Genomic DNA, 15,537 nt, shown 5'->3' with positions numbered 1-15,537 from the left:
ATGTTAGAGCGGATAATTACCGCATTGATTTTAGTGGCTGTAGTCTTGAGCTGTATGTTTGCAACTACATCCATTTATCCAATGTTAGCGTTAATGATTATCGCTGCCGGGGGGGCTGGCTATGAGTGGTTTAAACTCATGCCTCGTCAAACTGATCAAGTGAATAAATTTAAAGCAGGATGCTTTGGTGTAATCACTGCGGTATTTTCTGCAATTGCGCTTTATTTTGATGATCTAGTACTGCTGTTGTGGAGTGCTTCGATTATTACTTGGGTTATTACCATTTATTGGGTTAAGCAATATCCTCTTTATGATGCGTGGTATAACACTTCACTGAATTGGATTGGTGTAGTGATTATTAGCGCTGCAGTATCGGCAATATACGAAGTCTGGATAAGTTCACCTTGGTGGCTCATGTATCTATTCCTCTTAGTGTGGGGTGCTGATAGTGGGGCGTATTTTGTAGGTAGGAAGCTTGGTAAGCGTAAGCTTGCACCTGAGGTGAGCCCGAATAAATCTATTGAAGGGTTAATCGGTGGTGTAATTACAGTCATCATTGTTATCTTATTTGTACAATTTAACTATTTAGATTTAACCGCAGTAGAGCATATTCTATTTTTACTCCTATCTGTGCTGACAGTATTTAGCTCAGTTCAAGGTGATTTATTTGAATCAATGATTAAGCGTCGTGCAGGTATTAAGGATTCAGGTCGTATTTTGCCTGGTCATGGTGGTGTATTAGATCGCATTGACTCATTGCTTGCTGCCGCACCTATTTTTGCTGCGGGAATATTTGTTTTAAAACTTGTTGGTGTAGATTTATAGATGTCTCAATCAGTATGTATATTAGGTGTAACGGGTTCAATTGGACAAAGTACCTTAAAAGTCATTGATCGACATCCAGAGAAGTACAATGTTTTTGCGGTATCTGCATTTAGTCGTGTAGAGCAGTTAAGCGAAATATGTCAACAATATCATCCACATTATGCTGTTGTACCTTCAGGCAAGGTGGATGAACTACATCAATTTTTCAAATTAAAAAATATCACTTCAACCGAAATTCTCTCTGATGAGTCGGGTTTAATCGCTGTTGCTGAGCATCCTCAGGTTGATATCGTGATGGCGGCGATAGTGGGTGCGGCAGGATTATTGCCAACACTCGCTGCTGTTCAAGCTGGTAAGCGTGTTCTTCTAGCAAATAAAGAATCGTTGGTGATGTCTGGTGACATCATGATGAAGGCCGCTAAAGAGAATAAAGCCTTATTATTACCTGTAGATTCTGAACATAACGCAATATTTCAGTGCCTGCCTCAAAATTATTTACAATTAGATACAGGTGGTAAACCCCAGTTAGGTGTTTCACAAATTTTGTTGACTGCTTCTGGCGGTCCATTTTTGCATCATACGCTAGATGAGCTCAGTAATGTGACACCTGCACAGGCTTGTAAGCACCCTAATTGGTCAATGGGCCAGAAGATATCAGTTGATTCGGCAACGCTAATGAACAAAGGTCTCGAGTTGATCGAGGCCTGTCATTTATTTTCAATTCAAGAACATTTTGTTACAGTGGTTGTGCACCCACAAAGTATTATTCACTCAATGGTTCAGTATGTTGATGGTAGTACTTTGGCTCAAATGGGTAATCCTGATATGTGTACGCCGATTGCACATGCATTTGCATGGCCAGATCGGATTGAAACACATGTTCCTCCGCTAGATTTATTTCTAAACGATACGCTTAATTTTATGCAGCCTGATACTGTACGCTTTCCAGCGTTGCAATTGGCTCGTGAAGCAATGAAGTCTGGAGGATTGGCGCCTGCGATCTTAAATGCTGCAAATGAAATCGCGGTTGAAGCATTTTTAAAAGATAAAATCAAATTTTTAGATATTCCTAAAGTTGTTGAATCCACTTTGAATCATGTTCAAAATTCAAATGCTGATTCTTTAGAGCTAATCTTAGAGACTGATGCGCTTGCACGTCGCTATGCTATTCAACTCACGAATTCACTGAGTACCTAAGATGAATATACTTTTCATTATCGTCGCGGCTATTTTGCTTCTAGGTCCATTGATTGCAATTCATGAATTTGGACATTACTGGGTAGCACGAAAACTTGGCGTTAAGGTTCTTGTTTATTCAATTGGATTTGGTCCAACAGTTCTAAAGTGGACCTCTAAAAAGTCAGGCATTCAATATCAGCTCTCTGCATTGCCTTTAGGTGGTTATGTAAAAATGCTAGATGAGCGTGAAGGTAATGTAAGTGCAGAAGATTTACCTTATGCGTTTAATCGGCAATCCCCTTTAAAACGAATTGCAATCGTTGCTGCGGGACCACTTGTTAATTTAATTTTTGCTGTTTTACTTTTTTGGATTCTGTTCTTACCAGCTCAGGAACAATTAAACACTCGAGTTGGTAAAGTGATTGAAAATACGCCAGCCGCACAAGTAGAGATGCGTTCTGGTGATAAAATCATAGCAGTGGATGGAACTGCGACACCAACTTGGGAAAAATTGAATTATGCGCTGATTGATCGCGTAGGTGAAACTGGTACGATTCAAATTCAAGCTGATCGTGATGGTCAGGTACAAACTTTTAATTTACCGATTCAGCAATTTTTAAAAGATCAGTCTCAATCACCATTGGATGTCTTGGGGTTTTTACCATATCGACCTCATATTCAACCAGTTGTACATAAATTATCTGAAGATGGTGCTGCTATACGCCAAGGGATGAAAGAAGGTGATGTAATTGTCGCGATTGATAATAAAAAAATTAACGATTGGTTAGAAGTTGTTGATATAGTACAAAAATCACCAGAAAAACTATTGAATATCGAAGTGATGCGTCAAGGCGAGATTGTTCAATTAAAGGTCATGCCGCAAGGAAAGCGTGACAATATGGGCAATACGACAGGAATGTTGGGAGTGCAAGCTCAATCTGGTCAGATCAATATTCCTGCTGAATATAAGCATACAATTCAATATGATCCAGCGGAAGCTTTTGTGGTTGCGGTTGAAAAAACGGGTCAATTATCTTCTATGATCCTTGGTTCAATTGTCAAAATGATTCGAGGATTGATTGGGTTGGATAATCTCTCGGGTCCAATTACGATTGCTAAAGTTGCAGGTCAAAGTGCTGAAATGGGGTGGCAAACTTTCATTTCATTTATGGCATTAATGAGTGTAAGTTTGGGGATATTAAATTTGCTTCCGATTCCGATGTTGGATGGTGGGCATTTAGTTTATTACATAATTGAATTAATTCGTGGTAAACCTGTTTCTGAACAAATACAATTGGTTGGATTAAAAATTGGTATGGTGTTGCTGGGAAGTATGATGTTTCTCGCAATATTTAATGATTTTATGCGTTTATAAGCGTTATAGATGGATAATTAACTTACTGGAAAACAATAGGCATGCAGCACAAACATTTATTTATGCCATTGGCACTCGTTAGCGCAATGGCAGCAGTACAACAAGTATATGCAGCAGACGAGTTTATCGCGCGGGATGTGCGTGTTGATGGATTAGTTCGACTAACGCAAGCTAATGTACTCGCAATGTTACCGGTGAATGCTGGGGATCGCATTAATGATCCAGTGATTGCGAATGCGATTCGTGCGTTGTATGCCTCTAATTCGTTTGATGATATTCAAGCTTTCAAAGAAAACGATGTTTTGGTTTTCAAAGTCGTTGAACGTCCTATTATTTCTAAAATCAATTTCAAGGGTAATAAGCTCATTCCAAAAGAAGCCTTGGAAGAGGGCTTGAAGAAAATGGGTCTAGCTGAAGGTGAGGTGCTCACTAAATCTGCACTTCAGACGCTAGAAACTGAGCTTGAACAGCAGTATTCACAACAAGGTCGCTATAATGCGGATATTCAGGTCGAAACTGTTGCAAAAGCCAATAACCGTGTTGATGTCAATATTAATTTCATTGAAGGTAAACCAGCTAAAGTTTTTGAAATTAATTTAATTGGTAATACTGTATTTAAAGACGATGAAATTAAGCAAGTCTTTGCTGTCAAGGAAAGCGGATGGTTATCTGTCATTTCCAGAAATGATCGCTACGCGCGTGAAAAAATGGCAGCAAGCCTTGAAGCATTAAGAGCTTTATACCTTAATAAAGGTTATATCAATTTTGAAATTACCAACTCTAATTTGAATATCAGTGAAGATAAAAAAAATATTTTCATTGAAGTTTCAATGAATGAGGGTGAGCAATTTAAATTTGGTGAAACCAAATTTTTAGGTGATGCTTTATATAAAGACGAAGATCTTCGTGCACTAAAGATTTATAAAGATGATGCAACTTACTCACAAGAGTTGGTGAATGCAGTAAAACAGTTGTTACAGCGTAAGTATGGTAATGCTGGTTATTACTATGCTGAAATTAATGTTGTGCCTCAAATTGACAATGAAACAAAAAAAGTTAATTTGAATTATTACATCAATCCGGGTCAGCAAGTTACGGTTAGACGTATTAATTTTACAGGTAATACCAAGACTGCTGATGAAGTTTTACGTCGTGAAATGCGCCAGATGGAAGGTGCATTAGCGAGTAACGAAAAAATTGATCTTTCAAAAGTCCGTTTAATGCGTACTGGATTTTTCAGTAAAGTAGATGTTAAGCCAGTACGTGTTCCGGGGGCGCCTGATCAGATTGATTTGAATATCGCTGTTGAAGAACAACACTCAGGATCAAGTACTTTAGCTGTGGGTTATTCGCAAAATGGCGGTATCACGTTCCAAGCAGGTTTAAGTCAAACTAACTTCTTAGGTACAGGTAACCGTGTAGCGATTGATCTTTCTCGTTCTGAGACACAAGATTATTATAACCTAAGTGTTACTGATCCATACTTTACAATTGATGGTGTCAGCCGTGGTTACAATCTCTATTATCGTAAGACGAAATTAGACGAAGACTATAACGTTAACAATTATGTTACAGATAGCTTCGGTGGTGGTCTGAGCTTTGGTTACCCAATTGATGAGAATCAGAGCTTAAGTGCTGGTATTAATATTGATCAAACTGAAGTAACGACTGGTCCATTTGTTTCTACTTATGTACGTGATTATTTACTTGCCAATGGGGGTAGGGAAACAAGTACTGGTAAGTATTGTCCAGTCGACTTAGAGCCAATTAAAGATGATAACGGTAATGTAATTGGTTATGAACCTTGCTCTGAACCTGAAGTTGAGTACGGTAATGAGTTTAAAGGTGATTTCTTTACTTATAGTTTAAATTTAGGTTGGTCTTATAACACATTAAATAATCCACGCTTCCCAACGTCTGGTATGTCTCATCGTGTTAATGCAGAGATTGCATTGCCGGGCAGTGATGTTGAATATCAGAAGGTAACATACGATACTCAAGCCTTTATTCCTTTAGGAAAGGATTTTGTATGGCGTGGTTATGGTAAGGTAGGTTTCGGTAATGATTTACCATTCTATAAAAACTATTACGCTGGTGGTTATGGGTCTGTTCGTGGTTATGATAATAGTACATTAGGTCCAAAATATCCGAGTATTACAGATGCTGCTCTAACTCGAGAAGATAGAAACCCTGAAGAGGTGGGGGGTAATGCATTAGTTCAATTTGGCACTGAATTAATCTTACCAGTTCCTTTTAAAGGCGACTGGGCGCGACAGGTCCGTCCTGTTATTTTTGCTGAAGGTGCTCAAGTGTTCGACACTCAATGTGACGTACCTACTGGAAATATTTATTTTGGCGCAACCAACCCGACGGCATTCGATGCTAGACAGTACTGTAAAGATAACTTTGGCTTCGATGCCGGAAATATGCGTTATAGTGTTGGTGTAGGCTTCACATGGATTACGATGATTGGTCCACTATCATTAAGCTATGCGTACCCACTGAATGATAAGCCTGGTGATGAAACTAAGTCTGTTCAATTTGAAATTGGTCGTACTTTCTAGTACGGCCTTTTGCCTTAAAAGGAATAATAATGAATATATTTAAAACAATGATATCAACGGCTTTACTCACATCTGTAGTTGGCTTTGCACATGCAGCAGGATATGGGGTAATCGATTTAGAAAAAGTGGTAGAAAATAGCACGTATTTAAAGCAGCAGAATGCTCAGCTTGAGCAGACAATTAAACCGCAAACGGTAAAGTTGGAACAGTTAGGTAAAGAAATTGAAGCTTTGGCAAAATCAGCTCAAGCCAATCAATCGAATGCCCAGCAACTATCCTCTCAATATCAAACGAAGATGAACGAATTTCAATCTTTGCAACAGACTGTTCAATCACGTGTTCAAAGCACCATTCAAAATACAAACAAAGTTTTTGACTCAAGAATTAAACAAGTTGCTGAACAATTGCGCAAAGAAAATAATCTTGATTTAGTTTTAAATAAAAATGCTGCCTTGGCATATGACCCAAAATACGATTTAACTGCTAAAATGATTCAAAAGGTTAATGCAATCAAATAGTCAATGAAATCAAATCAATTTCGTCTCGATCACTTGGCCAAACTTGTACAAGGCCAAGTTATTGGTGATGCAGATCTGTTGCTAGAGGGTCTTGCAAGTTTAACTCAAGCGAACTCAAACCAAATTTCTTTTGTAAATTCTGATAAGTATTTAGACGAAGCGATTTCATCTCAAGCAGGTGCCTTAATTGTCACTTCTGAGATGCAGGCTCAGCTTAATCAGCATAATAATTTTATTGTCGTACAAAATCCGTATCTTGCTTTCGCGATTTTAACTCATGTGTTCGAATCTAAAACTGTGCAACGTGGTATCGAGGCCACCGCAGTAATCGATCCGAGTGCTATGATAGGGGATAATGTATATATTGGACATTATGTGGTGGTTGGCCCGCATGCCGTGATTGGTTCAAATACAGTCATTCATTCGCAAACTAAAATTGATGAGTATGTTGAAATCGGTGAGGATTGTTTCATTGATTCGCATGTCACGATTACGGGTCGATCTAAAATTGCTAAACGTGTTCGTATCCATGCGAATACCGTAATTGGAGGAGAGGGTTTTGGCTTTGCTCCTTATCAAGGTAAGTGGAACCGAATTGCTCAACTCGGGTCTGTTCAAATTGGAAATGATGTCAGAATTGGTTCCAACTGTAGTATTGATCGTGGCGCTTTGGATGACACTATACTTCATGATGGTGTGATTATTGATAATCTTGTGCAAGTCGCACATAACGTTCAAATCGGTGAAAATACTGCAATTGCTGCAAAATGCGGTATTGCAGGCAGTACTGTGATTGGCAAAAACTGTATCCTTGCAGGTGCTTGTGGTATCTCAGGACATCTAAAAATTGTAGATAATGTGACGCTAACTGGAATGTCAATGGTCACAGGTAGCATTTTAGAAGCTGGTACATATTCTTCAGGAATGGGATTGCTCGAAAATTCTCGTTGGAAACGAACAGTTGTTCGTCTAAGACAATTAGCAGATGTGCCATTGACCAAATTAGTCAAACAAATAGATGATATGCAGGCTCAGTTAGAGTCAATCGAATCAACTTTAAAATTGCGTAAATAATATGACAGAGTCTACTTTATCTTTTTCAATTCCTGAATTGCCGATGAATATTCAAACAATTCGTGAATATTTGCCGCATCGTTATCCATTTCTATTGGTAGACCGTGTTACAGAAGTGACTGAGAATGGAATTGTCGGATTTAAAAATGTCTCCATAAATGAAGAGTTTATGCAAGGTCATTTTCCAGGTTATCCAATCATGCCGGGTGTCTTAATCGTTGAGGCGATGGCACAAATTTCTGGCGTTCTTGGCTTTATCATGAACAATGAAAAACCCAAACCTGGTTCACTTTTTCTTTTCGCTGGCGCTGAAAAAGTTCGTTTTAAAAAACAAGTCGTTCCTGGTGATCAACTCGTGTTAAAATCAGAGCTTGTAATGCAGAAACGTGGTATTTACAAGTATCTTTGTAGTGCGAGCGTTGATGGTGTAATTGCAGCGACAGCTGAAATTATTATTTCTCATCAGAAATTAGAGCAAGCATGAGTAACAGTGATTTAATCCACCCTACAGCAATTATTGATCCTACGGCAACGATTGCTTCTGATGTAAAAATTGGTCCTTATTCGATTATTGGTCCTCATGTGACGATTGATAGTGGGACAGTGTTACATTCTCATGTGGTGGTTGGTGGATATACTCGCATCGGTAAATCAAACGAAATTTTCCAGTTTGCCAGTGTGGGTGAGGTGTGTCAGGATCTTAAGTATGCTGGTGAAGAAACTTGGCTTGAGATTGGCGACAACAACAAAATTCGTGAGCATTGCAGTCTGCATCGCGGTACAGTGCAGGATCAAAGTATTACTAAAATTGGTAGTAATAATCTGTTGATGGTCAATACGCATATTGCGCATGACTGTGTGGTGGGTAATAACAACATTTTTGCAAACAATGTTGGTGTCGCAGGTCATGTGCATGTTGGTGACTTCGTTGTTGTCGGTGGCAACTCCGGTATTCATCAATTCTGTAAAATCGACTCATACAGCATGATTGGTGGAGCATCATTGATTTTGAAGGATGTTCCTGCTTATGTGATGGTGTCTGGTAATCCGGCGCATGCATTTGGAATGAATGTAGAAGGTATGCGTCGTAAGGGTTGGTCCAAAGATGTAATCAATGGTTTACGAGAATCATTTAAGTTGATTTATAAAAGTGGTCTGACGACACAACAAGCCATTGAGCAGATTACTGCTGAAATTTTACCAAATGTTTCTGAAGCTCAGCTCCTCATAGATTCTCTAAATGAATCTAAGCGCGGTATTGTTCGTTAAGAGCTTTTGCTAGCAATAAAAAGACATCTTATGATGTCTTTTTTATTTAACTTTTTTTGAAATATCCAGCTTCCTCTGAGTCAGGATAGGTGCTTAGTAGTTTATTTTTATAAATTTCAGCAGTTTGAGCGTTTTTATTTACATCTTTCGCGATGCTATACAGCTGATATAAGGATCGCGCTGCTTTTCCTGAATTTGGAAACTTCGAAGCGACAGTTTCATAGTGTTTTCTTGCTTCTTCATAATTGGGTGGTTCAATTGCTAAATTGAATTCAGCTAACCAAAAATAGGCATTACCTGTATACACACTATTTGGATTGTTACGTACAAAGTTTTGCATAGGTGCAATGGCTTTTTTTGCGCCACCTTGTTTGTATGCATCTAAGGCAACTGTATAAGCCGCTTTATCAAGTTCTTGTTGGTTGGTTTGATTCAAGTTCGTTGCATTTTGTGATGCTGTGGTATTGGAGTTAGTGCTAGTGCTTGGTGCAGTTGGCTCGTTAGGAATGGGTGGCGCAGCATTAGGATCATCGGCATTGGACTCCTCCACAGGATCAATTTTTTGTTGAAGGAGTTCTAATCTTTGATCTAGATCTGTATAGCGATTTTTTAATTCGTTGGTCAGTTGATTAATTTGATGTTCTTGTTCTTCTAATTTGCCTTGAAGTGCACGAATTTGATTTTCTAAGCGTTGATTTTGTTGGATAAGCTGCCAACTGGTGTTGGTAGGGGCTGTAGCGGTGTTATTCGCTGCGACTGCTGTTTGGTTCAAACTCGAATTTTGGCTTAATCCTTTTGATTCGATAGGAATATTGGCAAAAACTGATGTTGAGCTCATCAATGCTAGTGCAAGAAAAGTACGCTTATTGAGCATGTTCATTATTCCATTTGTGTCCATACTCAAATTTGAACTTTGAGTATTTTCAATTCTTAATAATCAGATCATTAAAAACGTCATAGCATTTAAAATCAATATAAATTTACAATGAAACTGTATAAATGAAGAAATTTAAGTTGAAGTTATTTAGATGAAAAATATCAAGTTTGTTGTTAATAGATTAGTAAATATTCACTTGAACTTTTTTAGTGCCTTTAAAGCCCATTATGGTCTTGCAAGATCGTTAAAAATCTCTATACTCTGTTCTTGCAATGGTAGCCCTGCTGGTGGCTTCGCAATTGTACTCTGAGAACCCCGCCAGGACCGGAAGGTAGCAACGGTATCAGAACTATAATGTGCCGGAGTTTTGCTAGTAGGGTTGCCACCATTATAATAACTTTATTTCTTATTCTTCATTCTCTTTTCGTTTTATAGCTTTCATAATCGCATCCATTTCAAAGCCTCTATATTGTAAAAAGCGAATTTGTTTTGCTTTTAATTTTGCGTCCTGAGCAACTTCATAGCCATATTTTTTGACTTTCAATAAGTATGCTTGTTCATACCAATCTATTTCTTTCATTTCTGGTTCAGCCAAGGCTTTATCAACGTGTTTGCTTTTAAGAGCTAGCTTTATTCGATTTGGACCTTTTCCTTTGCGTAATTGGCTGCGTACCGTCATTTCTGCAACGCGAGCATCACTTTGATAATTTTCTCGCGCTAGCTCATCAACTAAGCTCAAAACCTCTTCCTTATTTTGTGCATACAAAACAAGTTTATCGATTAAGTCTTTTTTTGAGTATTCTTTGCGAGTTAAGACTGCAAATGCATACGATCTCAAACGAGTTCCTGTTAAGCCTTTATTTTGTGCTAGAGCTGATGAATGGTTGTCATCTAAATCACATTCATCTGATGCTTGATTTTTCGGGTGTTGGCTAGCCACATGTTGATCATTGATGAGATGTTGAGGTTCATCTTCATTCATTATTGATTTTAAGTCCTCATAATGAATGAACTTGGGAAACTTCTCTGACATTTTAAATCCATGCTCTTAAACAAAAGCGCCCATAATTTGGGCGCTTCGATTTCAAATTTTTTGAAAAATTATACTTCAAATAAATCAGCTTCTTCGTCATTTTCTTCGGTTGGAGCTGGTGTTGCTGTGGTTAACAACTGTTCACGAATCATGCGATCAAGATCTTGTGCAAGTTGAGGATTTTCCTCAAGATGACGAATCACGTTGTTCTTACCTTGTCCAATCTTGTTACCTTGGTATGAATACCAAGCACCAGCTTTTTGAACAAGTTCTTGTTGTACAGCGAGATCGACCAATTCAGCAAGCTGATTTGTACCTTTACCGTACATGATTTGGAATAATGCTTCACGGAAAGGAGGTGCCATTTTGTTCTTCACCACTTTAACGCGTGTTTCAGAACCAACAATCTCATCGCCTTCTTTCACTTGACCAATGCGGCGAATATCTAAGCGTACAGAAGCATAGAATTTGAGCGCATTACCACCAGTAGTGGTTTCTGGACTGCCAAACATGACACCAATTTTCATACGAATTTGGTTAATGAAGATCACCATGCAGTTGGAGCGCTTTGCATTACCTGTAATTTTACGCAATGCTTGGCTCATCAAGCGTGCTTGTAGACCCATATGAGAGTCACCCATTTCACCTTCAATTTCGGCTTTAGGGGTTAAGGCTGCTACAGAATCGACAACAATTAAGTCGATAGCGCCAGATCGTACCAGCATATCTGCAATTTCTAGTGCTTGTTCACCGTGATCAGGTTGTGACACCAATAAGTTATCGATATCTACACCAAGTTTGCGAGCATATTGAGGATCTAAAGCATGCTCAGCATCGATAAATGCACAAGTACCACCAGCTTTTTGACATTGCGCAATCGCTTGAAGTGTCATGGTGGTTTTACCTGATGATTCTGGACCATAAATTTCAATAATACGGCCTTTAGGTAAACCACCAATACCTAGTGCGATATCCAATGTAAGAGAGCCTGTAGATACAGCTTCTACAGCTTGAACAGTATTGTCACCAAGGCGCATTACCGTATTTTTACCAAATTGTTTTTCAATTTGGCTTAAAGCAGCACTCAGTGCTTTGCTTTTATTATCATCCATCTCATAACCTCAAAACGATGTAAATCACTGATAACTTAAGTGGATGTCTTTAATTAAGTCTAATGTCCACGGCATTTATAGTGACAGAAAAAATCGGACTGTTCTATAATTTTAAACTTCAAAACGACAGTATTTGTCGCTTTAACTTATTCATCATCGTATGACCAAACTTCGTCATATTGCTGACCATTTTGTTGACGGAATCTTGTAATATCACGTCGATCTTTTTTGCTTGGCCGATGATCTGGTCGTGCAAGATTATGCAATTTTCTTTGTGCAGAAAGCAACTCACGACGCGCGATACTGACTTCAGTTTCTTCATAGAGTAATTGTGCAGCAGGCGCACCACCTCGAACAGACGATAATGCTTTCACAATGACGGTTTTCTTTTCAAATCCCTGCTGAATCGTTAACTCCATTCCTACACGTACTTCTCTGGAAACTTTAACGCGATCATTGTTGTGATGAACTTTACCACCTTCGATTGCTGCCTTGGCAATTGAGCGGGTTTTAAAAAAGCGTGCTGCCCAAAGCCACTTATCAATTCGCATTGAATCTGTGATTTTAGTTTCATGCTGTTTTGACATTCATTTCTTTCTCATGGTTAATTTGGTCTAAATAGGGGATTAATGATCTTAGATCATTGATTGCAGGATACTGAAGTTTAGACCTTTCGCGCTCAGGTTGAGCGCTAGATGGTTGGGTAATTGTGATTAGGTGTTCGATACCAAAAGATTTAGCACCTTCGAGTACTACCGCTGTATCATCAACGAGAACGCAGTGACGAGGTTCAAATGGGTGCATTTTCTGTAATTGATCCCAAAATTCAAAACGCTCTTTAGCAAAACCGATCGTTTCGCTACTGATCATCACTTCAAAATAAGAGGTAAGGTCAACTTGATTCATTTTCAATGCCAAACCTCTTTCATCAGCATTGGTGACTAACCACATTCGGTATCCAGCTTGTTTAAGGCTTGATAATAACGCAATGCATCCCTGTCTCGGCTTGATGAATTCTTTGTGATCGTGTTGAAGCTGAAAGGTATCAACGCCGACTTTGGCTGTCCAAAAGCGCGTAGAATACCAATCGAGCGTGTGCTTATGATCTTGATAAAATTTAAATAGAATTTGATTGCTCTGTTCTAAACTGATTTGATGAGTTTTGGCATGTCGCTCAGGGAGTTTGTGATTCCAAATTAAATCGTCAAAAGCAAGATCGAGTAGGGTTCCATCCATGTCGAACATGATGATGGGTTTATTCATTCATCTTTCCTCAGGTATTGTTGCAATTTAGCACAAATAAAAACAACAAAATGGGTGTTATTTAAATATCGATTTACACCATCATTTGATGCAAAAGGTTGGACTCGCATCAGCATTTTAAAATTGAACTTCAAGAATGGGTGTGCGTGGTTACTTCTATATTTCATTCCATTCGTATTATATCGAATTAGATGTGTGAGGTCACAAATTTAGATCTTGAGAATGAATACAAAAATAGTATAGAAGTCGCTATGAAAGCATCATATTTTTTTGAAAATGGTGCATAGGAGTTTGAAGTATGACAAAACATGATAATAGTTCGAAACCACACAAAGAATCTAATGAGGATAAAGGTAATCAGGACTCTTTTAAAAATAAAGAGCCTGTAAAAAAACCGAATGAACAGCCTGAAAGTCCAGTCAAAGAGCAAAAATAAAAAACAAGCCTTCTTTAAGAAGGCTTGTTTTTTTATGTTGATACTGACTCTAAGGCGCGCTCTGATTTTTGGAACTATTGCAGGTGTTATTTAAGATGTATTGAGGGTTGTTGGCAATCACGCTTCGGATTTTGTTTTAAAAGTGTTAGAGTTCTTATGATTGAAATGGGTTATGTGTTTCAAAGTGGTTATATTTTATAGGTTTGCTACTATAAATATAAATCCAACAATGCAAATTAAATCACGCTGCATTTTAGGCTGAGGTTCTTAATATGATCGTCGTGCTTAGAGTGTGTAGCGCCAGAAAAAATAGGTTTTATCCATGTTTATCACAACGCATGCTCCCCAAGATCAGCAAATGTTAAATTTGGTTCCGATTTTGGCTGTTGCAAGCCAAATATTATTAGAAGAATATCAAAATTATTGTGCTGGACGTGATTTTAAAATCAACGAAAAAGATGATCATTCTCCTGTAACTCAAGCAGATTTAAAGGTCAATCAATATCTGCTCAGAGAGCTTGCAAAACTTACACCTGATATTCCAATCATTTCTGAAGAAAGTGATTATTCGGAGCGACATGAATGGCCTCAATGTTGGATGCTAGACCCTTTGGATGGTACGAAGGAGTTTATTCATGAGCGTGATGAATTTACGATTAATCTGAGTCTTATTCAGAACCATCAAACTGTATTTTCAGTTATAGTCGTGCCGACAGAGCAAGTTATGTATATGGGCTATTTGACGGATCTTCCTTATAAATATTCATTTATGAACAATATTTGGGAAAAATATTGCAAATTTAAAGCCTCACCAGTCGATGCCATCCAAATTGGACTGAGTCATAGTAGTAAAAATCCTAAGTATCAACACTATATTGATTATATTGAAAGAGAAATACCGGTTATACGTCGTGAAGCTGGAAGTGCTTATAAATTTTGCATGATGCTTGAAGGTGAGATAGATATTTACCCAAGATTTCATCCAACCTCTGAGTGGGACACCAGTGCTGGACAAGGCTTGCTAGAGAGTATAGGGGGTGGTTTGTTGACCTTGGATTCTGTGCCATTTACCTATAATCAGCGTGATACTGTTTTGAATAATGGTTTTATCGCCTATCGTGATCCTGAAATGAGGCAATTGGCTTTAGATGCGTTGTCAAATGTACTTTAGGGGAGTGGAACTATAATTTCATCGTGTTATAGTCAAATTAATTTCATTTATTAGAATTATTATGTCGCTGAAGTTGCTTCCTCCAAGTATGCTCAGAGCGGTTGATTTACTGCCCGATGTTGCTGTGCCTGTTACACTATTTACTCGCCACTCAATACGTGAAATGGTGGTGGGTCAAGGACTCGCTGGATATGATTTGCAATTAACAGATCAAGGTAAGGATCTGGCGCAGGCTTGGGGGGCTTATCTTATTGATCAAACAGATCGTGTGATTGAACACTGTATTTCTAGTCCAATTCAACGTTGTATTGATACTGCAGCACTGATGATTCAAGGTGCTGATCAAATCAATCCTAAGTCAAATACCCATCATATTAAAATTGTTGAGCAGGGGCTTTTGGTCGAGCCTGGTAGCTTCGTTTTAGATATCGAGCAAGCTGCGCCATATTTTAAGCAACAAGGTGCTTTGGGCTTTATCAATAGCTTTGTAAACAATACTTTACCTGGGATGAAGCAGCCAATTATAGGTGTGATTGATGTTTTACATTTGCTTTATCAAACTCACCCTCAACAGAATCATGGATTAAGTTTGGCGGTTAGCCATGACACTATTCTCGCTGGTATTCTGGCTGTGATTTCAGGTAAAACACAAATTAGTCAGCATGATTGGCCAGAAATGATGGAAGGTTTGTTTGTTTGGTTTGAAGGTGAAGCATTCATAGATGCAAAATTGAAATGGATATGGCGTGGTGAATGTAATGAGCTGTCTATTCGTGAATTTGTAGAGCAAGAAAGATAGTAATTTTAATATTATTTAAGTATTGTTGGTAAATTTAAAATA

Annotated in this window: 16 protein-coding genes and 1 other RNA gene; 12 read left to right on the top strand and 5 right to left on the bottom strand. The window is 38.3% G+C overall.

Annotated elements, in window-relative coordinates; genetic code table 11:
- From AC1M9K_RS00840 to lpxA, 8 genes are read left to right on the top strand one after another with little or no spacing between them, the layout of a single operon-like run.
- Complete coding sequence (locus AC1M9K_RS00840) at positions 1-825, top strand: phosphatidate cytidylyltransferase (protein WP_035263666.1); 825 nt, start codon at positions 1-3, stop codon at positions 823-825.
- Positions 826-2,022 carry a 1-deoxy-D-xylulose-5-phosphate reductoisomerase gene (gene ispC, locus AC1M9K_RS00835; protein WP_481588192.1) on the top strand — a complete coding sequence of 399 codons (1,197 nt, stop codon included), beginning with the start codon at positions 826-828 and terminating at the stop codon, positions 2,020-2,022.
- Position 2,023: 1 nt separating this feature from the next.
- Positions 2,024-3,379 carry an RIP metalloprotease RseP gene (gene rseP / locus AC1M9K_RS00830; protein WP_180027805.1) on the top strand — a complete coding sequence of 452 codons (1,356 nt, stop codon included), beginning with the start codon at positions 2,024-2,026 and terminating at the stop codon, positions 3,377-3,379.
- 41 nt (positions 3,380-3,420) lie between these two features.
- Positions 3,421-5,943 (top strand): outer membrane protein assembly factor BamA, encoded by a 2,523-nt coding sequence (bamA, locus tag AC1M9K_RS00825; protein WP_481588191.1) that lies wholly within the window; start codon positions 3,421-3,423, stop codon positions 5,941-5,943.
- 29 nt (positions 5,944-5,972) lie between these two features.
- Positions 5,973-6,461 carry an OmpH/Skp family outer membrane protein gene (locus tag AC1M9K_RS00820; RefSeq protein ID WP_179998091.1) on the top strand — a complete coding sequence of 163 codons (489 nt, stop codon included), beginning with the start codon at positions 5,973-5,975 and terminating at the stop codon, positions 6,459-6,461.
- Between the two features lie 3 nt (positions 6,462-6,464).
- Positions 6,465-7,535 (top strand): UDP-3-O-(3-hydroxymyristoyl)glucosamine N-acyltransferase, encoded by a 1,071-nt coding sequence (gene lpxD / locus AC1M9K_RS00815; RefSeq protein ID WP_092766345.1) that lies wholly within the window; start codon positions 6,465-6,467, stop codon positions 7,533-7,535.
- 1 nt (position 7,536) lies between these two features.
- The gene (gene fabZ / locus AC1M9K_RS00810) at positions 7,537-8,019 is read left to right on the top strand and encodes a 3-hydroxyacyl-ACP dehydratase FabZ (RefSeq protein WP_035263658.1); all 483 of its coding nucleotides are present in this window, start codon (positions 7,537-7,539) and stop codon (positions 8,017-8,019) included.
- Entirely contained in the window at positions 8,016-8,804 is a 789-nt protein-coding gene (gene lpxA / locus AC1M9K_RS00805) for an acyl-ACP--UDP-N-acetylglucosamine O-acyltransferase (protein ID WP_035263657.1), read from the top strand. The genes fabZ and lpxA overlap by 4 nt, the downstream gene beginning before the upstream one ends.
- A 46-nt stretch (positions 8,805-8,850) precedes the next feature.
- On the opposite strand, the gene AC1M9K_RS00800 is transcribed toward lpxA, so the two are convergent.
- Complete coding sequence (locus AC1M9K_RS00800; protein WP_180027808.1) at positions 8,851-9,678, bottom strand: YbgF trimerization domain-containing protein; 828 nt, start codon at positions 9,676-9,678, stop codon at positions 8,851-8,853.
- Positions 9,679-9,963: 285 nt separating this feature from the next.
- On the opposite strand from AC1M9K_RS00800, the gene ffs reads away from it, so the two are divergent.
- Positions 9,964-10,060, top strand: an RNA gene (ffs, locus tag AC1M9K_RS00795) — signal recognition particle sRNA small type.
- A gap of 27 nt (positions 10,061-10,087) precedes the next feature.
- Here ffs and AC1M9K_RS00790 read toward each other — a convergent pair.
- The 4 genes from AC1M9K_RS00790 to AC1M9K_RS00775 form a co-directional block, all read right to left on the bottom strand.
- Positions 10,088-10,663, bottom strand: a complete 576-nt coding sequence (locus AC1M9K_RS00790; protein ID WP_481588190.1) for a regulatory protein RecX — start codon at positions 10,661-10,663, stop codon at positions 10,088-10,090.
- 119 nt (positions 10,664-10,782) lie between these two features.
- The gene (gene recA, locus AC1M9K_RS00785) at positions 10,783-11,826 is read right to left on the bottom strand and encodes a recombinase RecA (protein ID WP_035263652.1); all 1,044 of its coding nucleotides are present in this window, start codon (positions 11,824-11,826) and stop codon (positions 10,783-10,785) included.
- A 146-nt stretch (positions 11,827-11,972) separates the two neighbouring features.
- Positions 11,973-12,413 carry an RNA-binding S4 domain-containing protein gene (locus AC1M9K_RS00780; RefSeq protein WP_179998087.1) on the bottom strand — a complete coding sequence of 147 codons (441 nt, stop codon included), beginning with the start codon at positions 12,411-12,413 and terminating at the stop codon, positions 11,973-11,975.
- The gene (locus tag AC1M9K_RS00775) at positions 12,397-13,089 is read right to left on the bottom strand and encodes an HAD-IA family hydrolase (RefSeq protein ID WP_481588189.1); all 693 of its coding nucleotides are present in this window, start codon (positions 13,087-13,089) and stop codon (positions 12,397-12,399) included. The genes AC1M9K_RS00780 and AC1M9K_RS00775 overlap by 17 nt, the downstream gene beginning before the upstream one ends.
- A gap of 298 nt (positions 13,090-13,387) precedes the next feature.
- Between AC1M9K_RS00775 and AC1M9K_RS00770 the strand changes: the two genes are divergently transcribed.
- From AC1M9K_RS00770 to AC1M9K_RS00760, 3 genes are all read left to right on the top strand, one after another.
- Positions 13,388-13,525: a hypothetical protein gene (locus AC1M9K_RS00770; protein ID WP_171076720.1), complete on the top strand. Its 138-nt coding sequence runs from the start codon at positions 13,388-13,390 to the stop codon at positions 13,523-13,525.
- 322 nt (positions 13,526-13,847) lie between these two features.
- A complete protein-coding gene (locus AC1M9K_RS00765) occupies positions 13,848-14,696 on the top strand; it encodes a 3'(2'),5'-bisphosphate nucleotidase CysQ family protein (RefSeq protein ID WP_481587497.1) in 849 nt (282 codons plus the stop codon).
- A gap of 61 nt (positions 14,697-14,757) precedes the next feature.
- Complete coding sequence (locus AC1M9K_RS00760; RefSeq protein WP_481588188.1) at positions 14,758-15,495, top strand: histidine phosphatase family protein; 738 nt, start codon at positions 14,758-14,760, stop codon at positions 15,493-15,495.
- The last annotated feature ends 42 nt before the right edge of the window (positions 15,496-15,537 follow it).

It is taken from the genome of Acinetobacter sp. 24-47-67, assembly GCF_056779735.1.
The sequence above is the reverse complement of the archived record's forward strand: the minus strand, read 5'-3'. Positions and strand labels throughout refer to the sequence as shown.